This is a genomic window from Bradyrhizobium sp. AZCC 2230 (assembly GCF_036924495.1).
Classification (GTDB): Bacteria; Pseudomonadota; Alphaproteobacteria; order Rhizobiales; family Xanthobacteraceae; genus Bradyrhizobium; species Bradyrhizobium rifense.
In genome coordinates, this window is the sequence record NZ_JAZHRS010000001.1 from 1,801,128 (window position 1) to 1,818,281 (window position 17,154).

A 17,154-nucleotide genomic window follows, 5' to 3' on the forward strand; every position below is an offset into this window, starting at 1 on the left:
CGTTCGAGATCACCATCGCTTGAACGCTTGTCACACGCCGCATGCGTGACATTCCGTATCGTCATAAGGGCACGAACGCGCGCGTGAGGCAGATAAACTACCTGAGTAAAATGACCTGAATAAATTACCTGCGCACCTCTTGCGATGATGCTTGTCATACCTACATGCGCGCGCTCGTCGGCGGTGTCAGCCAAACAGAGTCAGCCAAGCCGCCAGCCGACTTCCTGGGAGAAACTCTCGTAGAATGCGCGGTCATAGGCCTGCTCGGGCGCCGCGCGCACGCGTTCGTCGAGCAGCTTGGCATCCTCGCCGACCAGGATGCGCCAGCGCTCCGCCTTCACGCCGTCGAGGATGATCCTGGCGGCCTGCGCCGCCGTCGTCGGCGCATCCTCGAGGAAGGTGCGGGCGCGTTCGGCGAACGCCGCCTGGATCTCCTCGTCCGACTTTTTGTCAGCATCTGGCACGCCGGCCGCAACCATGCGCTTGCGGGTCAGCTCGACCTCCTCGGCGTTGAGGCGCTCCGACCCGTCGCCGCTCTGCACCTTGCGTGAGTTGGAGACGATCGAGGTGCCGATATGGCCGGGCATCACCACCGAACATTTGACGTGCGGCGCGTGCAAGCGCAGGTCGTTGATCAGCGCCTCGCTAAACCCCTTCACCGCGAACTTCGCCGAACTGTAGGCGGTGTGCGCCTGGCCCATGCCGATCGAGGCCCAGAAGCCGTTGACGCTGGCGGTGTTGATGATGTGGGCTTCGTCCGCCTTGACCAGCATCGGCAGGAAGGTGCGGACACCGAGATAGACGCCGCCCCAGCAGATGTTGAAGGTGCGCTCCCACTGCTCGCGCGTGTTGGTGAACAGGCTGCCGCCACCGCCGATACCGGCGTTGTTGAACAGCAGATGGATCTTGTCCGTCTTTTGCTGCTCGGCGAGCTCGTCGCGAAAGCGCTTGAGATGATCCTCGATCGACACGTCGGCGACATGGGTCGTGACGCGCAGGCCCTGCGGCAGCTTCTCGACCTCGCAGAGCCGCTTGGTCTCCGCCATCGCGGCTTCCGAGACGTCGCACATCGCGACGTTGCAGCCCTCGGCAACAAGCTGCCGGGCGAGCTCGCGCCCCATTCCCGTGCCACCCCCGGTGATGATTGCGATCTTTCCAGCAAATTCCTTCATGGGACTTCGGTCCCTCCCTTGATCGGCATGTTTCTTCGTCGTTGGCGCGCCGCGCATGCGACGCGCGCAAAATGTAGCAGCACCGCATCCGCAGGTAAAAGCGGATCGGCGCTGCTGTCTTCAACACTTATTTCGGGGTGCGGACTATTCGGCCGCCTCGACGCGCACGCCCTTCAACGCGTCGAGGGCCTCCAGCGCCTTGCGGGTCGCGGCCTGCTGTGCGGGCGAGGCCTCCGGCATCGGCGCACGCGGATAGGTTCTGGGCAGGCCCTGGAGGGTCTGCGCGTAGCGGGTGCAGGCCGGCAGATTATCAGCGATGACGGCGTTCCACAGCGTCAGCAGCTTCTTGTGCAGGTCGAGCGCACGCGGATGATCGCCTGCCTTCACCGCGTCCCACAACGCGACGGAGGCGTGCGGCGCCGCGGTCAGGATCGCGGCGATCGAGCCGTGCGCCCCCAACGTGTAGGACGGATACATCAGCGCATCCACTGCGCTGTAGATCAGCTTGTCCGGTGCCATCATCATCAGGTCTGCGAACAGCTTGAGGTCGCCCGCGCTCTGCTTGACACCGACGACCAGCGGCACCTCGGTCATGATCCGCGTCAGCAACGCCGGCGACAGATACGACCAGGGCACGACGTTGTAGATGATGATGGGCATGCCGGTCTCATCCGCCATGGCGCGAAAATGCGCCACCATTGCCTCGTCATCAGGCTTGAACAGGTAGTGCACCGGCGTGACCTGGAGTGCGGCGACATTCATGTCGCGCACCAGCTTGCCGCGGCGGATCGCATCGCGCGTGGAGTCCACAATGATGCCGGCGATCACGGGAATGCGTCCCTTCACCGCATCCACCGTCGCTTCCATCAGGTCGCGATATTCCTCGTGATCGAGCGTATGGCCCTCGCCGGTCGAGCCGCCGGCCGCAACGCCATGCGCGCCGGCGCCGATCATCCAGTCGACCTGCGGCGCCACCAGCTTGGCGTCGATCTCGCCGTCCTTCCGGAACGGCGTCGTCATCGGCGGGATCACGCCGGTCGGTCGCACCTTCATGGTCTGCCCTCCCGTTTCCTTTGGCCCCTGTGGCGGCCCCGCTCTTTTGACGATGATCCGCACGGCTGCCGAGCCTATCGGCTGCGCCGGCCTTGTGAAGGGCGGATCGCGCGGCGCTGCCCCCACAATCGGTCATTCCTGCGCCTTTTCCCTGTGGGTTCCCCGTATTTGTCCGGCTTCGGTTTAAGGGCAATTTTTTTACAATCCGAATCATCAAATGGGGAACGCTGGGGCGAGTCGCCTTGGCCGGCGTGTCGTTTACGACACAGGCTGTGGCACCGGGCTTGCATCCTCCTCGTGGTCGAAACTACCGATGAGGTGACTGGAATGTTCATAACCGTCGTTGCCGTGCTCTGCCGGCTTGGCGCTGCCGCCTCAGGCAGCTGCGTCGAGGAAATCGTGACCGACAGCAACATGACGCCCGATATGTCGATGATGGCGTGTGCAGTCGGCGCGCAGGCCCCGCTTGCAAAATGGATGGGCGAGCACCCGATCTATCACGCCAATTGGCGCCTCGACCGCTACAAATGCGTGCCGGGTCACTACGAGATCAAGGGCCACGCCTAAGGCCCCGCAAAACTACTGATACCGAGGAAACGCCCGGGGCCGCCATCCCCCGCGCGAGATTGCAGCGCCAGCCCCAATGCGGCGGCGCGCCGCATGACGCTCTCCCCTCAAGCCACCGCACGCAGAATGTTCGCACGCGCCTGCCGCCCTTCCGGCGTCGGCATCAGCGCATAATTGTGCGGCTGGTCACGGAGCAGATGCAGTTCGACCGGCACGCCGGCCGCCCTCGCCCGCGCGGCAAGATCGACGCTATCGGGGTAGAGCAGATCGCGCGTGCCCGAGAAGATCGTCATCGGCGCCAGCGAACGAAAGGCACCGTTCAGCGGGCTGACCAGGGGATGGCCGACATCGAGCTCGCCGGCATAGAGCCGCCCCACCTCAATGATCCCCGGAATATCCTGAATCGGATCGCGCGCCGCGATCTCGACCTGCTCCGGACGGCTCACCGAGGCATCGGCCGCGGGGGAGATCAGGATCAGCCGGCTCGGCTGCCGATGCCCGCGGTCACGCAGCCATTGGCATGCGGCGAGCGCCAGGCCCGCGCCTGCTGAGTTACCGACCAACGTGACCTTTGCGGAGCCCGCATCCTCCAGCAGCATCCGCAACAGCTCGGCCGTCTTCGGCACGACGTCCTTCGCAGTCGCGCGCGGCGCCAGCGGATAGATCGGCACGACGCAGACCACGCCCGCCTTGCGCGTCATCTGGCCGACAAAGCGCCAATGCGCCGGCACGATCTCGTTGATGTAGCCGCCGCCATGCAGGAACATCACGTGATTGCAGCCTTCGTGCCCCGATGACGGCGCCGTGTAATAGACCGGCCATCCGCCCATCTTCGTCAACGTCGCCTCGACGCCGCGGCCTAGATTCGGAGGCTCAAACGAGACCGGCTCTAACGCAAGCTTCTGTACATGCGCCTGCACGGCCTCGGCCGAAGCGAGCTGCTGCTTGTAGGGAAGCAGCCCGAGCAGCAGATTGAAGAGGCGGCTCTGCAAGCTCGGCGCGGGATCGTTTGAAGGCTTGGCCCACGCGAAAGGGCATTCGCACACCCGCCCGATCGACAGCATCTTCGCAACGCTCATGCTCCTTCCCTCATTTGCTGCGCCCGGCCGGCACCAACTTGGTTCTATCCATCGGCTGCCGACCCTGCCTATAATGCGAGCATTCACTCGCTTTTCCTACTCGCATTCGAAATGCTGGATCATGGCGCGCAAACCACCGACAAAACCCCGGAAAAATGCCCTGCAGGAGCGATCCCGCGCCACCGTCGACGCGCTGGTCGAGGCAACTGCTCGCATTCTGGTTCGCGAAGGTTTTGAGAAGACGAGCACCAACCGGATCGCCGAAATCGCCGGCGTCAGCGTCGGCTCGCTCTATCAATATTTTCCGAGCAAGGAGGCGCTCGTCGCCGCCGTGATCGAGCGTCACAACGAGGAGATCATGGGTATCGTCCGCACGACGCTGACCGAAGTCATGGACATGCCGATCGAGAATGCCGTGCGCCGCCTCGTCACCGTCGCGATCGACGCGCACCGCATCAACCCCGAACTGCATCGCGTCCTCGCCGAGCAGATCCCCCGCGCCGGAAAGCTCGACGTCGAAGCCTTCAACCGCGAGATCCACAGCCTCGTCCGCGCCTATTTCGAGAGCCACCGCAAGGAAATGCGCAAGATCGACCTCGATGTCGCAACCTTCATCTGCGTCAGCACGATCGAGGCGGTCGCGCACAACACGGTGCTGAACCAGGCCGAGATGCTGTCGGACAAGATGGTGCGGACGCTGGTGGACGAGACGACAAGGATGGTGGTGGGGTTTTTGAGGTAGAAGGAGCGCTCGTCGTCATCCGTCGAGCGCTCATCGATCGCATCACCAGATCGGATGGGCGCGGCCGTCTGCTAAGCCCTGTCAAACTTCGGATTGAAAACGTCGGTTGGCGCCACTGCTCCGGAGATTGCCGAGGCATTGACCCGGGCCGGTCGACAAAGCTCAGCGCGTCATTGACTCCTATTTGGCGCGGAGTGGCGTCCTAGAGGCAAACGCAATCCAGAAGCTAGAGGATCACCGAGACAAGACCCGTCGTCGGGCGCTACCGTGCGCACACATGCACACTCTGCGATAGAGAGCGCGCATCCCCTTAAGTCACTGATTTTGCTCAATGCGTCCGTGCATCAGCGCTCCAACTGTTAACTAGTTGACTGACGGAGGCTAGCTTGCGCGAAGAATCGGCGATGGTTTCAACGGGTTATGCATATAGCCTCGAAACGTAAGAGGGTTCAGCGCTCTTCGCCATAGAGCGCGCATCCCTGCCACTCTTTGTTAATTCATTGAAAGCATTCGCAAATCAACTTCGTCTGTTCAAGACAGTTGTCCGCGAGCAAGTAAACAAGATCAATCGACGCATCGCTTTCACCACAAAGGAAAATGCAATGCGCCACCCCCAGCGACTCGACATTCGGTTTCTCGGAACCCAAATTCGCGCCGAAGGAGTATTAGGAATTATCGCTACCATCGTCATTATCGCTGTCCTTATAACTTACATCAGAGGTTGAACATCCAATGCCGGACACGGTAGGCCAACTGATCGATATGTTTCGGAAAGACGCTCAATCTCCCTTTCAGAAACTGAGCTATGGGGTCCGTGTGAAGCACCAGAGGTTGCTGGAGCGGATCTCGCGAGAACATGGACACCGATCGCTTCGCGGAGTTCGAATTCGCGATCTGGTTAGATGGCATGACCTTTGGTCAGGGCAAGGAAAAGTAGCTGCGGCACATTCTCTGATAAGTCGGTTGCGGGTGGTATTGCGATTCGGGGCGACGATCCTCGAAGACAAGGAATGTCGTCGGCTAGTCGATGGGCTAGCCGAAATGAGATTCGCGAGGCCGGCATCACGACGAAAAACACTCTCGGCCGAACAGGCGAAACTGATCAGAAGCAAAGCTCGCGAGTTTGGTTGGGATTCCATAGCTCTCGCCCAAGCCTTTCAGTTCGATCTTCACCTCAATCAAAAAGCAGTAGTTGGCGAATGGGTGCCAATGAGCGAATCCGAGCCATCTGACGTTACCCACACACGAGAGGGCAGAGAGGAAAAGTGGGTAAGTGGCCTTCGCTGGTCAGCGTTGGATGATGCACTCGTTCTGCGGCTATCAGGCAGCCGACGCGCAGGTGATCTTCAATTCGAACTCAAGAACGCACCGATGGTCATGGAAGAGCTAGCGATCTATTCGGAGGTCTTGGTGGAGGAAATCACTCGCGCGCATCTTCCTTCCGGGGGACCGATCATTCTGAACGAACAAACCGCATTCCCGTGGTCAACAGCCGAATTCCGCAGAAAATGGCGTCTGGTCGCCAACCAGTCTGGAATTCCAAAGCACCTGACGAATATGGACAGCGCAAGGTCATCAGTGCGGAACAGCTCGCGAACGTAAATTGCAAACTATGTGCAAACGGGCGGCGGGCTGCAAACCGCCCGCCCAAGAGCGAATTTGATTCTTTTGAGAAAATGGTCGGAGCGAGAGGATTTGAACCTCCGACCCCTAGTCTCCCAGGCGCGGGCAGATTTCTGATCTATCTATGTTATTTTGGAAACTACCCTGTTTAGCCCCCACTGAATGAACACGCTTTTTGGCTCTGATTGTAAACCGTTGTCCTTCTGCCAAAAGACGGCATGACCGCGCGGCGATGATCCACGCAACGGACTACTTCTCCAGATTACGCCAACCGACCTCATCCGGCCGCCCTATGATCCAGAATTCCTTATTGTTCATGTAGCGCGCCACCAGCTGCGCACGGCTGACAAAGCTGTAGATCTCGTCGGCAGCCACGTACTCAGGTGTCTGTTCCTTGACAAGATCGGCGCCCAAAAGTCCTGTGGCTTCCTCGCTGTCTATTACGAATCCGTGATCTTTGTAGTGGTGTACAAGATGACTCGCCACTTCCGACGGATTCTTGTTCGGCAAGCTTCGGTCTCGGAGCAAACGTTCCGCGTACTGAACAGCACTCTCGCTCACACGCTCATAGTAGCCGAGCTTTCCCATAGGAGCTTGGTCAATCAAATAGGCGGACAGGACTCTTGAAGACCGGGGGAAAGCTTCGGCGAGATCAGCGATATGTCTTAGGGCGTTTCCGAGCGCCAGCGCCGGCAGCCCTGATATCTGAGGATCGATGGGCCCGAGTTGGCTTATCATCCCCATGTGTATCTCGTCGGCCCCCAAACATATGAGAGTTGCCGCCGACTTAGCCCGCCTTGGCACGGCCGCGATGAATTTTTTCGCGGTCAGTCGCTTCAGCGTCTTACTGATAAGATAAGCTGGTTCAATGGAGCCGCCTGGGCTATCAATGACCAAAAGAATATCTTTGCCGTTGGATTTGCATTGCCTCGCGGCGGCGTAAAGCCGGTCCGAGTGGTAATTCGTTATTGAATCGTCGTCGAACAGGAAGAGCACCTCATGACCATCGAGGTGCTTGTGCCTTGAAATGATAGCATTCAGCTCCTTAGCGATGCCCTTCTTAAAGGCCTCAAGGTTGTCGGCACGAAGCGCCTGTGACCATGTTAGCTCTGGAGCCGCTGCTCCATCGGACGGCCCCGTCGCCGTGCCTGATGTCTCCGGAACAGAATCCGGAGGTTTTGGACCCTCAGATGGTGCCTCCGGCGGTCTTGTCGGTGATTTTGCCATCAACGCTCCTCCCCAAGGCGGACCTGTAACACCGCGCCGGAGATCAGCGCAACCATGGCGCGAAGTCCGATCAGCTACCAAACCGTTGCGGCGTTCTCGCATGGAGTGCCGCGTGCAGGCGCCGGCCCGTCACGCGGGAGGTCGCGGGTTCGAGCCCCGTCTCTCGCGCCATTTAATGTCATTAAATCAATCACTTATATTAAACCGACGCGGACCTTTCCCGACAGAAATGTCAGGAAGGCCGGCGCCCTGACACTTTTGACCGGGCTTTGTTCGCTTCGCTCCTGGATCAGGTTCGAGTCTTGGCTCGAACCTCCACCAGCAAAAAGTCCCACTGAATTACTTCGATAAATTCAGCCTCAGTGACCCACTTTCAGGAACGTTCGTTCTGGTGGGTCACATTTCGTTCTTACGAGCCGTCAGGGTACTGTCCGTATTAGGACAGCACCAGCCGTCAGGCCCGTTTCCGATCACAGTGACCTAGTTTGCAGTGCCCTGATTTGAAAAAGGAACTCAGATCGTTGAGGTGAATCAATCCTTATCGAGCCAACGCCCGATGGATCGAGACGATGAGTAAGGAAACTCCACCGCCCGAGAAACCCACTGACGAGCAGCGCACGGAAGAACTGCGAGAGGTTGTCGGCGAGAACATTAAGGAGCAGCGAGAGCTTATCGAGAAGCTGCGGCGCAAGATGAACTTAGGCCGCCTCAGTTGATCGCGCTACCAATGCCGACGAGCAGCGTTACATCGAAGCCGTGAACAAGCGCGGCCGCCTCGGTCGGCGGCCTCGTCTACAAAGGCCCCCGACGGCATACATTTATGGCGCGCAATCGAAGCGCGCTTTTCGTTTCCTGACACTCGATAATTGGGGATTATCGATCGTTCTCCCCTGGACGCATGGCTCGCGTTTGCCTTTTGGATTCGCCGGCAGCTTATCGACTGCTACCGGCGCTAGGGGCTCTCCGCGGTGTGCGCCTACAAAATCTGGCGGATTCGACGGCGCCTCCTACTTGCGCTTTATCTCCGCCATGTCAGCGGCCCGCATCATCAAGCCGCCACCGATGTCGGGTGGCGACCGAAAATACTTCGCCCGAGAAATCCACAAGGCGGAAGTCAGCTTCGCGCATCTGCTCGAGGAGGCCGCGACGGCACATGCAGCCGCTGACGCCGCGCGCGCTAAGGCTTACGCCCTCGACTGCTTAGCTTGGAACACGGCGTTGTTTGTCGGCGAGCTGGACCACGCCTCGCCCACGATCGCGGCCGCGATCGCCGGCGGGTTCTCATTGCTCGAGGTGCGCTGCGAACACTGCAAACACACCGAGATCATTGACCTCGCTCTGGTCGTGCAGCCGCGCGATCGGCAGGTCGCGCTGATGCGCAGCTTTCTGTATTGCGGCGTCTGCCAGCGCACCCTCGGGAAGAAGCGCCGGCCGGACTTGATCGGCTTGCGCCCCACTCCCGATCCACAGCCCGCCGCACCCTCACGGCGCACGAAGAAAGCATCCTGAGCATGAAGCACGCCGAAGCCCGCCCCTACGCAGATCCCGAAGCCGCCGCGCGCAAGCTCCTCGAGCTCGCCGCTGGCGTACAGGCCGTCAACGACCGCATCCACATCGAGAAGATCAACGGCCCGTTCCTCTCGAAGGCCGGATGCAACGCGAGCGGCCCGGAGTTCGGTGCCGGCATTGGGTACGCGATCGAGCACGGCTGGCTCGAGCTGCACGAGAGCGGCACCTATGTGCGGCTGCTGCCGGCAGGCGCTGGGCTATTCCCGCGTCAGTAAAGCAGCATCACGGACATCCAGGCCGCCAGCGACGCACACAGACCAATTCCCAGGTACGGCAATGCAAGGCGCATCGGCTTCCCCTCCGAAACGCAAAAATATGGCGTCAGCTTAGATCCTTGCCGGCGGAAGTCCACGAATCTACGGTTGCGTCAATCAGTTGGAACCAGCGTCGAAGCAGGCAGCTTGATCGGATGCCCAGTACCGTCGACCAAGCTGGGCGGAGCGGCCCCGGTCTATCGCCCCCCGGCCTCGGCCGGGGCCGTCTCTCTCCGCCGAGGGATCGACGATGAAGTGCGAAATCTGTGACGACATCGGCTGGGTCTGCGAGAACCATCTCGATCGCCCGTGGGATGGCCCCCGCGCCTGCACATGCGGCGGCGCCGGCGCGCCCTGCCCGGCCTGCAACAGCCCCGCCGAGGGCGAGACGCCCCGGATGCCACATGGCTTCAAGGTCGAGGTCGACAAGGACGGCTGGCGGCACTGAAGTCCCAGATTCGCAATTCTGCGCTTCCGCACCTATCTTTCTGGCGTCGGTAAGCGGGGAGTTTTGAGCATGCCAGGACGCAGCTGGACGCCCTCGATCGTGCCCGGCGGCGACGATCAGACGGTCTACCTGGTGACGGACGATCTTGGCCGCAACGGCGCCGTCTGGCGCGAAGCCGACGCCGAAACCACCGACCTCGAAACCGTCATCACCGACCTGATGTCAGGCGAGTATAAGGACCCGGTGAGGGTCGTGGCCTTCAACACCTCAGAGCGCTGGTCCGAAGACGTTTCCGAGGATGTCGCCCGCGAAATCCAGCATCGCTGCAATCTGCAACTAAGCGACGTCCCCTCGCATTTGCAGGAATTCGTTGACCGCTACGCCGCGCAAGACACGCGGCAGTTCAGCCTGCGCCTGGTCTGAGCGATGGCCTTCCAGCGGAAAAAGCCGGAGGCTCTCGGCGTTAAGGCGCCGCTACCCGGTTTCATCGCGCCGGCACTGGCGACGTCGATCGACCGCGTGCCGGCCGGCGAGCGGTGGATCCACGAGATCAAGTTCGACGGCTACCGCGTCCAGGTTCATCTCGCCAACGAAGCCGTCAAGGTGTACACGCGACGCGGTCACGACTGGACCCGCCGATTCAAGAAGGTCGCCGAAGACGCCTGGCACATCAAGGCGAGCTCGGCCATCATCGACGGCGAAATCGTGGTGCCGGCCGCCGATGGCACCACCGACTTCTCCGTGTTGCAGAATGAGCTGAAGGGCACCTCGACGAAGATCGTCCTGGTCGCCTTCGACCTGCTCTACCTCAACGGCAGGGACATCCGAAAATTGCCTCTGATCCAGCGCAAAGCGGAATTGAAGAAGATCATTGCCGGGACCGACGTGCAATTCAGCGAGAGCTTTGAAATCGACGGTCCGGAGCTATTTACGCATGCCTGCAAGGTCGGCCTCGAGGGCGTCGTTTCCAAAGTGCGCGACAGCGTCTATCCGGTCGGACGCAGCAACAACTGGGTCAAGAAGACGTGCGCGCAACGCGAGACGCTGACCATCGCCGGCTTCGCACTCGATGAGGGCAAGTGGGATGGCATGTATCTGGGCCGCCGCAAGGGCGCCGACCTGGTCTATGCCGGCAAGGTTGACCACGGGTTCGACAAGACTTCGGCCGCCGAGCTGCAGCGACGCCTCGAGCCGCTCGTCCGCAAGACGCAACCCTACGCCAGGCGGATCGCGCATAAAGGCATCTGGGTCGAGCCGAAGCTGCTGGCCGAAATCGAGTACCGCGCCAAATCGGCGGAGGGCAAGGTACGTCACCCCTTTTTCAAAGGCCTCCGGCACGACCTGTGACAACCGCGCCGGAAGAAGCCGACATGTCGTGCCCCTGACCCTCGATAATTAGGCATTACCGAAGGCGCGCTTTCTCACATCGACAACGAAAAATTGCCAACGTCGCTTCTAAACCATTCGTTGCTTTGAGCTAATCGGCTCGCTGGAAACAATCTGAAACACCAATTGACAGAGTGTCGCATCATGGCGCATCTTTGAAAAATAATATCGCGTCGATTTAATTGGTTTTTCTGGGGAGATGACCTATGCATCGTTTAGCTTGCATTGCGACATTAATTTTAGCGCCCGCAATCGCTCATGCCAATACCATCGTGCAGAACACCGGCACCCCCGGTTTCCCTGGCACGTTTAATTTCATCGGATACAACTCCAGCAACGTCGCATTCGGTCAGCCCGTTGCGTCTCAATTCCTGGAGTTCGGAGGACGATTTCACCCGTCGGGGTCTGATGCCAATCTGGCCTTTGGAAACGGAACGACTGTGACCGCAACGCAGGTCGTCGGAGGACAGACCGTCACGGTCAACGTCCCCTACAACAACTCCATTCCCGACCCCAATTTGTTCGATGTCAGGATCGGCTTTAACTCGAACCTTCTCGGGTCTTGGCATCTCTCGGTCAGTAATCCGGGCTACACGAACACGGTCCAGGTCAACACCGCTGCAATCGACCCGACGATCGGAGTGCCTCCGTTCATCACGGGAATAGCGATCAGCGGCACGTCCAACGCGACCACGACCCCGACACTTTCGTGGAACGCGCCAACGTTCAACCCTCCGAGTGGCTACAATCAGAACACCAAGATCTTTATCGTTGATCTCGACAACAACAAGCAGACCATCTTCAGAGCTGACCTTGCGTCGAATCAAACCAGCTTCACGATTCCGTCCTCGGCGAATTTGAATCCAAACGGTCACTACGGTGTTCTGATCCGGGATGATTACCGGATTTCCAACAATGCGACGACCGGCGCCAGCTCCCAAAGCTTCTTCGATTTTCATCCCAACGCAGTTTCACAATTCAGTGGTCCTGTGCAGGTGCCTGTCTCGTCGTTCAACTCTGTGGGGCAAACGGTCTACAGCTTCCACATCGACGTGAGCCATGGTCAATCCGTGAACCTGGATCCGGCGGTCGCTCTCGGATACATTTTCTCGATTGGCGACGGGAATCCGAACTTCGCGTCGGTTAAGCTGCCGGACCTCGGAATGTCCCATCCTTACGGGCTGTATATCTGGAACGGCTCCACGTTCGTGTTCGCGCAAGATCTCATCGCAAACACCTTGTTCACCTTTGCGTCGGGCGGTGTCAGCAAGTTTGAGGTATTGGGAATTGATCCAAGCTTGAGTCTTGATCCCAACAATTCGACCGCATTCGTCACCCAAGTGACTTTCACCGCAGATGGTCCGTTCACCGGCACGATGACTGCGATCACCGCGGTTCCCGAACCGAGCACATGGGCGATGCTGATGCTCGGATTCGCCGGCGTTGGTTTCATGACCTATCGCCGGAAATCAAAATCAGCTCGAATGATCGCCTGACCCCTGAGGTCGTTCTACAATTAGGAGCCGCCGAAGGGCGGCTTTTTTTGCCCACTGCTGTTCGACATCTTTGCCTTTGCCGCTCAGCCAGGTGTTGGTTTTGACAAGGTGCCTGCTTCGCTCCGAAGCGCTTCAAGATCTCGATAATCGGACGTTATCGCGACCCAGCGGTTTCTTGCCAAAGCGAGCGGCTAAATCTGACTCCCAAAGCCTCACCCGCTTAACCTTGAGAAGTGAGGTTAATCCGAACATCGACTTGAGGTTCTTTGCTGCGACGGTATTTATGACAGCGCCGGACGGGGGCTGGTCTTTCCCCAAGCCAAAACCCCAAGACCATGATTTCAATTGTCCGGTACGGGCCGCCAACAAGTCTGGCGGCCCACCCCTTTTGGGGACTGGAGCACGGATGCCGTTCGAAAAGCTCTCTGACCACTTCATTGTCCAGATTTACGAGAGCATCCGCGATCAGGTGCTTGCCGATGCGACGTCAGGCGTTCGCCTGGTTGGCGAACCGGCGCGGGAGCGAGCCGAACGGCTCAGAGAAGAAATCGACCGGCGCGGCCTGTTCTGCAAGCCGATCGAATGGCCGGCACAGGTTTGAGCGGGATCATCTCTCGTTCGTCATTCTTCGCCGCAAGCCCGGCGTACGCGGGACTGATAACCTTGTCGAGCGCTCGGGTTCAGTTGAGCGACCTCGGCACAATCGCTTTCGTAAACCGGATTCTGACGGGTACCATTGCCCCTATCCGCCGCGCTGGGTGGTAAACCCACGCGCTTGTTGGGGCGCCCGTCAACACGGAGGTCGACGGGTCCGTTGGGTTGACGCAGATCGACCTGTGCCAGCGCTGGAGCAGACACGGCCATCAGGCACATCAGGCAAACGGTAAAGCGCGGCATCTGGACCTCCGGACGGGATATCTGCCGGATAGGCCGGCCAGCGAGAAAACGTTCCTAGCGGTCGCAGGTTTGGATCCCTTGAAGGGAGTGAAGGGACGGCCCTGAGGGAGCGACAGCGCAGATGTCAATGCTCTATCTATCCTTGGCTGTGGCCGTATTGACTCATCTGGCCGGGGAGCGTCACTTCAAGCCGTCCGGGTGACTTTATGCTGACCTCCGTTTTCGCCGAAGTCACAACAGTGGGGTTTGAACCCCCTTCGATGGAGCCAGTGCCTCAGCCGTGCCTGGGCTATGATACTGCTTGGTTTCTCTGGCGTCGGCTTCCTGGCCTCGCCGCCAATTGCCTTGCTGTGGCGGGAAGACCGGTTCAGGCGGCTTCTTTGTTTGCGGTGCGCTGAGTGAGCGCCACGGTGCCTTAAAACGAGAGGACTACACCGCCTGACGACCATTTAATTCGCAGTCGATGCTCAAACTTTTAACTCTCGTCCGCCTTGACGGACGCCCGGGCAACCACTCTGATCGACCTTTAACTATTTCATTTCTCGGGGGGCTTTTGACACTCTCCAGGCATTCATCCGCCGGTGTTTGCTCCGACGCGGACGCGCCGGGCAAACCTGCCCAACCTTTTGTTGGCAAAATGCGCATCGAATGGGTGGATGCAGCCAAGGGCTTCGGCATCATCCTGGTTGTTCTGAGCCACGAGCTGCGGGGACTCATGCATGCGGAGATCGTCAGCGACGCGGGAGCTCTGCGGTTGGCCGATCGCTGGATTTATTCCTTTCACATGCCCCTCTTTTTCTTCTTGGCCGGGCTTTTTGTTCCCAAGTCCCTCGATAGATGGAGCCAGCTAGAAACCTTCCTCCAAGGAAAGTTTGCCACGATCGTTTACCCGTACTTCGTTTGGTCAATCCTGACTATAGCCCTGAAATCCTGCCTCGGCTCGATCCCCCACACCCCCAGAGAACTTTCTGATATTTTCCAGATCATCTACGCTCCAGTGGAGCAGTATTGGTTTCTATACGCCTTGTTCTTGATTTTCGTGGCCTTTGCTCTCGCAAGGAGGCTGGGCCTTTCGACCACGACGATCACGTGCTTGTCGGTCATCGTCTGGCTATTCCCAATCTCGACGCACTGGCTGATCCTTAACGTCGCGATCTTCGAGTTACTCTATTTTGCCATCGGCGCCTTAATGACTCGGTTTTCGGCCGAGAATGACAGTCTTTTTGAATCCCCAATCTTCCTCGTCGTGGCGCTCACTACGTCGCTCGTCTCATTCGGCACAGACTGTCAGCCGCTCGCGGCCTTGGCCGGCATCTGCTTCTCAGTCGCATTGGTTCAGATCCTTCCGCAAGAATTTAGCCGCCCTCTTGCATTTTTGGGCCGTTACGCACTGGAGATCTATCTGGCACACAGCATCGTTTCTGCAGCTGCTCGAGTTTTGCTGCTTCACATCGGCATCAAAGAGCCGTCGATTCATCTGGCGATGGGCCTCATTGCTGGGATCTGTATTCCACTGGCACTCGGTTATGCTTCGCGGAAACACGTTCCGTTCGTTTTTGTTTTGAAAACACGAGGCTACTGAAGTTGCGGGCCGGCCGATCAACCCTCTTTACGGGCTAGGCGGGAGGGGGCAACGTGGGGTAGCGTGGGGAATCCCATACGCACCCCGTCCGCATTGCCGGACTCGATCTCGTCAGATTTTTTGCGGCCTCGATTGTTTTGCTCTTCCACTTCAGAACCGCGTTCTGGGCGGTGCCTGGCGTCGAAAGAGGCCCGAACAAGAAAACCCGTTCCTGCTTGACGGATGGGTCGGCGTCGAAATCTTCTTCGTCCTGTCGGGGCTCGTTATCGCGCAGAGCGCTAACGGTGCCTGAACCGCCGACCTGGGCAATGATGATCCTCGGCTTCGCTGGCGTCGGCTTCTTGGCCTACCGGCGCCGCAACCAACTATCAGCGCTCACCGCGGCCTGATAGCCAGCCCCATAAGAGCTGCAGGAAGACCCGCCTTTGGGCGGTCTTTTTGTTTGCGTCGCAGATTGACTCAACCGGTGCGCGAGGGGAGAATGACGCTTTCGGTCGGGGGTATTGAGTATGCGTCTTATTGCCGTGCTGCTTTTGCTAGCTATGTTTGGCTCGCCTTCATTGGCGACTACCTACAATGTCGACATCTTTGGGGAGTTGCCGACAGGAGTAACTCACGGACCTAACGGGCTTGCGAGCACCAGTGCTTGCTCGGCTGCCATTTGTGCCGGCGGGTTAAACACAGCTTATTCTTTTGTCGCGCAGCCCGGCGACACTTTCAATTTCGGTTCGCTCGCACTTGTTCCATTCGCATTTGGTGACGCTCGTTCCGTCCGGTATAATCCAATGTTTGATGCATTTGGATATACGCTTGCTCTCTATCCCGGAAACCTCGCGGTTTCTTATAACTATTCTTCGTATCTTGCCCTAGATCAGCCTTGGAGCGGCACCTGCTTCTCGGGAGACCCAGCATGTAATGCTTATTTGGTGCCACCAGTTATGATGCCCCTTCTGTTCACATCGCCAACAGGATTTATAGAACTGGCTTGGACAACGCCCTCGCAGTATTTGGCACCCAGTAACATTGGCGCCATTCCCGAGTCGTCTACTTGGGCGATGATGCTCATTGGTTTTTGTTGCGTTGGCTTTATGGCTTGCCGCTTGCGCAGCTGCGCCGGGGTGCCCGACCGGCGCTGAGGTGCTCTCATGGCAAAGAAAACATATTTGCGCTTCACAATCGACGTCGCAGGGGCTCCACGAACACTTTTGTCGGTAGTTCAAAAGCGAGACGGCACAGTCATTGTCCGTCCCAAAGCCGATTATGGCTTACGGCCCGCTTGGTCGATCGACACAGCCGACCGCATCTTCTCTCAGAAATACACTATTCATCCGAGCGTTCGGAGCGAAATAGGCATCAATACCATCCACTCCACGACGGTGTTAGTCTCAGGTAAGAAACTCGAGTGGCGACACCTGACCAAGGCTTTGAAGAGCGGCGAACGTTACGCGCTACTGTACGTTCGTCGGTGCGCAAACCTCGAGCAGTTGCGGTACATCTCGAAGTCTCCCGCCGAGAATGTCGTCGATCTCGGAGGCTATGATCCGACGCTTTATACCCTCTACTACGCTTTGTTCGTCGGCCCACCCGACATGACGCTTGATGTTCCGAACGAAGCGGTTCTCGGTTTAGGAATCCACCGGTTCAATGCGCGCAGCTACGATCTTCAAAATGCTCGCCTTACAATGGTCTGGTCATTTCTTAGGTTGAGCTCCCTCCTCGCAAGTCTGACCTATCATCACTCGACGCTCGACCCCAAGATGGGTGGTGACCCAAAGATTATGGATGGTTACGCCCCTGACGAAGCCGTCCGAACAATCGTCGGTCAGTTTGAAGTACTAGAGCAGGAGCAGCGGACGTTGCGTTGGCTGCAGAGGGGAGTAACTCCAACGGGTGGCGCTATGATCAGATTTGATCGTTGGTCCAACGACGGAACCGTTCCTCGGGGGACAGCAGAAGACGACGACTGGATCACGATCAATGCGCCCTCGTAGTTCATCGCCGAGTGCGCCGGATGCCGCCGGCTCACCGCCACGCCGCAGCCGCAATGGAGGATGCCTCC

General features: G+C 58.9%; 17 protein-coding genes and 2 pseudogenes. 15 read left to right on the forward strand and 4 right to left on the reverse strand.

Annotated elements, in window-relative coordinates; translation table 11 throughout:
* Window positions 1–200: 200 nt before the first annotated feature.
* Both V1280_RS08720 and V1280_RS08725 read right to left on the reverse strand, forming a co-directional pair.
* The gene (locus V1280_RS08720) at window positions 201–1,172 is read right to left on the reverse strand and encodes an SDR family NAD(P)-dependent oxidoreductase (RefSeq protein ID WP_334521779.1); all 972 of its coding nucleotides are present in this window, start codon (window positions 1,170–1,172) and stop codon (window positions 201–203) included.
* 144 nt (window positions 1,173–1,316) lie between these two features.
* Complete coding sequence (locus V1280_RS08725) at window positions 1,317–2,225, reverse strand: dihydrodipicolinate synthase family protein (RefSeq protein WP_334521781.1); 909 nt, start codon at window positions 2,223–2,225, stop codon at window positions 1,317–1,319.
* 327 nt (window positions 2,226–2,552) lie between these two features.
* Between V1280_RS08725 and V1280_RS08730 the strand changes: the two genes are divergently transcribed.
* Entirely contained in the window at window positions 2,553–2,792 is a 240-nt protein-coding gene (locus V1280_RS08730) for a hypothetical protein (RefSeq protein WP_027529950.1), read from the forward strand.
* Between the two features lie 107 nt (window positions 2,793–2,899).
* Here the strand turns inward: V1280_RS08730 and V1280_RS08735 are convergent, their stop codons facing one another.
* Window positions 2,900–3,871, reverse strand: coding sequence for an alpha/beta fold hydrolase (locus V1280_RS08735; RefSeq protein ID WP_334521785.1), 972 nt, complete (start codon window positions 3,869–3,871; stop codon window positions 2,900–2,902).
* Between the two features lie 121 nt (window positions 3,872–3,992).
* On the opposite strand from V1280_RS08735, the gene V1280_RS08740 reads away from it, so the two are divergent.
* Entirely contained in the window at window positions 3,993–4,613 is a 621-nt protein-coding gene (locus tag V1280_RS08740) for a TetR/AcrR family transcriptional regulator (RefSeq protein ID WP_334521787.1), read from the forward strand.
* A gap of 1,041 nt (window positions 4,614–5,654) precedes the next feature.
* Window positions 5,655–6,215, forward strand: a complete 561-nt coding sequence (locus V1280_RS08745; protein WP_334521790.1) for a hypothetical protein — start codon at window positions 5,655–5,657, stop codon at window positions 6,213–6,215.
* A 270-nt stretch (window positions 6,216–6,485) separates the two neighbouring features.
* Here V1280_RS08745 and V1280_RS08750 read toward each other — a convergent pair whose 3' ends face one another.
* Window positions 6,486–7,463, reverse strand: a complete 978-nt coding sequence (locus V1280_RS08750) for an SDH family Clp fold serine proteinase (protein WP_334521792.1) — start codon at window positions 7,461–7,463, stop codon at window positions 6,486–6,488.
* Between the two features lie 569 nt (window positions 7,464–8,032).
* On the opposite strand from V1280_RS08750, the gene V1280_RS08755 reads away from it, so the two are divergent.
* The 12 genes and pseudogenes from V1280_RS08755 (at window position 8,033) to V1280_RS08805 (ending at window position 17,086) form a co-directional block, all read left to right on the forward strand.
* Window positions 8,033–8,179: a hypothetical protein gene (locus V1280_RS08755; RefSeq protein ID WP_334521795.1), complete on the forward strand. Its 147-nt coding sequence runs from the start codon at window positions 8,033–8,035 to the stop codon at window positions 8,177–8,179.
* A 295-nt stretch (window positions 8,180–8,474) separates the two neighbouring features.
* Entirely contained in the window at window positions 8,475–8,972 is a 498-nt protein-coding gene (locus V1280_RS08760) for a hypothetical protein (RefSeq protein ID WP_334521798.1), read from the forward strand.
* Window positions 8,973–8,974: 2 nt separating this feature from the next.
* Window positions 8,975–9,247, forward strand: coding sequence for a hypothetical protein (locus V1280_RS08765; RefSeq protein WP_334521801.1), 273 nt, complete (start codon window positions 8,975–8,977; stop codon window positions 9,245–9,247).
* 289 nt (window positions 9,248–9,536) lie between these two features.
* On the forward strand, window positions 9,537–9,734 hold the full coding sequence (locus tag V1280_RS08770) for a hypothetical protein (protein ID WP_334521804.1): 198 nt from the start codon (window positions 9,537–9,539) through the stop codon (window positions 9,732–9,734).
* 69 nt (window positions 9,735–9,803) lie between these two features.
* A complete protein-coding gene (locus V1280_RS08775; RefSeq protein ID WP_334521807.1) occupies window positions 9,804–10,157 on the forward strand; it encodes a hypothetical protein in 354 nt (117 codons plus the stop codon).
* A gap of 3 nt (window positions 10,158–10,160) precedes the next feature.
* On the forward strand, window positions 10,161–11,081 hold the full coding sequence (gene ligD, locus V1280_RS08780; RefSeq protein ID WP_334521810.1) for a non-homologous end-joining DNA ligase: 921 nt from the start codon (window positions 10,161–10,163) through the stop codon (window positions 11,079–11,081).
* Between the two features lie 1,418 nt (window positions 11,082–12,499).
* Window positions 12,500–12,616 (forward strand): annotated as a pseudogene (locus tag V1280_RS46730) (PEPxxWA-CTERM sorting domain-containing protein); the annotation flags it as partial.
* A 406-nt stretch (window positions 12,617–13,022) separates the two neighbouring features.
* Window positions 13,023–13,217, forward strand: coding sequence for a hypothetical protein (locus V1280_RS08790; protein WP_334521816.1), 195 nt, complete (start codon window positions 13,023–13,025; stop codon window positions 13,215–13,217).
* An 849-nt stretch (window positions 13,218–14,066) separates the two neighbouring features.
* Complete coding sequence (locus tag V1280_RS08795; protein WP_334521819.1) at window positions 14,067–15,095, forward strand: acyltransferase family protein; 1,029 nt, start codon at window positions 14,067–14,069, stop codon at window positions 15,093–15,095.
* A gap of 284 nt (window positions 15,096–15,379) precedes the next feature.
* A pseudogene (locus V1280_RS46735) lies at window positions 15,380–15,484 on the forward strand (PEPxxWA-CTERM sorting domain-containing protein); the annotation flags it as partial.
* Window positions 15,485–15,604: 120 nt separating this feature from the next.
* Window positions 15,605–16,231, forward strand: coding sequence for a hypothetical protein (locus V1280_RS08800; protein WP_334521822.1), 627 nt, complete (start codon window positions 15,605–15,607; stop codon window positions 16,229–16,231).
* Between the two features lie 9 nt (window positions 16,232–16,240).
* Window positions 16,241–17,086, forward strand: a complete 846-nt coding sequence (locus V1280_RS08805; RefSeq protein WP_334521825.1) for a hypothetical protein — start codon at window positions 16,241–16,243, stop codon at window positions 17,084–17,086.
* The last annotated feature ends 68 nt before the right edge of the window (window positions 17,087–17,154 follow it).

Coding starts and splice junctions, on each gene's coding strand:
- V1280_RS08720 (WP_334521779.1), bottom strand. CDS start 1,172: ATGAAGGAATTTGCTGGAAAGATCGCAATCATCACCGGGGGTGGCACG.
- V1280_RS08725 (WP_334521781.1), bottom strand. CDS start 2,225: ATGAAGGTGCGACCGACCGGCGTGATCCCGCCGATGACGACGCCGTTC.
- V1280_RS08730 (WP_027529950.1), top strand. CDS start 2,553: ATGTTCATAACCGTCGTTGCCGTGCTCTGCCGGCTTGGCGCTGCCGCC.
- V1280_RS08735 (WP_334521785.1), bottom strand. CDS start 3,871: ATGAGCGTTGCGAAGATGCTGTCGATCGGGCGGGTGTGCGAATGCCCT.
- V1280_RS08740 (WP_334521787.1), top strand. CDS start 3,993: ATGGCGCGCAAACCACCGACAAAACCCCGGAAAAATGCCCTGCAGGAG.
- V1280_RS08745 (WP_334521790.1), top strand. CDS start 5,655: ATGAGATTCGCGAGGCCGGCATCACGACGAAAAACACTCTCGGCCGAA.
- V1280_RS08750 (WP_334521792.1), bottom strand. CDS start 7,463: ATGGCAAAATCACCGACAAGACCGCCGGAGGCACCATCTGAGGGTCCA.
- V1280_RS08755 (WP_334521795.1), top strand. CDS start 8,033: ATGAGTAAGGAAACTCCACCGCCCGAGAAACCCACTGACGAGCAGCGC.
- V1280_RS08765 (WP_334521801.1), top strand. CDS start 8,975: ATGAAGCACGCCGAAGCCCGCCCCTACGCAGATCCCGAAGCCGCCGCG.
- V1280_RS08770 (WP_334521804.1), top strand. CDS start 9,537: ATGAAGTGCGAAATCTGTGACGACATCGGCTGGGTCTGCGAGAACCAT.
- V1280_RS08775 (WP_334521807.1), top strand. CDS start 9,804: ATGCCAGGACGCAGCTGGACGCCCTCGATCGTGCCCGGCGGCGACGAT.
- ligD (WP_334521810.1), top strand. CDS start 10,161: ATGGCCTTCCAGCGGAAAAAGCCGGAGGCTCTCGGCGTTAAGGCGCCG.
- V1280_RS08790 (WP_334521816.1), top strand. CDS start 13,023: ATGCCGTTCGAAAAGCTCTCTGACCACTTCATTGTCCAGATTTACGAG.
- V1280_RS08800 (WP_334521822.1), top strand. CDS start 15,605: ATGCGTCTTATTGCCGTGCTGCTTTTGCTAGCTATGTTTGGCTCGCCT.
- V1280_RS08805 (WP_334521825.1), top strand. CDS start 16,241: ATGGCAAAGAAAACATATTTGCGCTTCACAATCGACGTCGCAGGGGCT.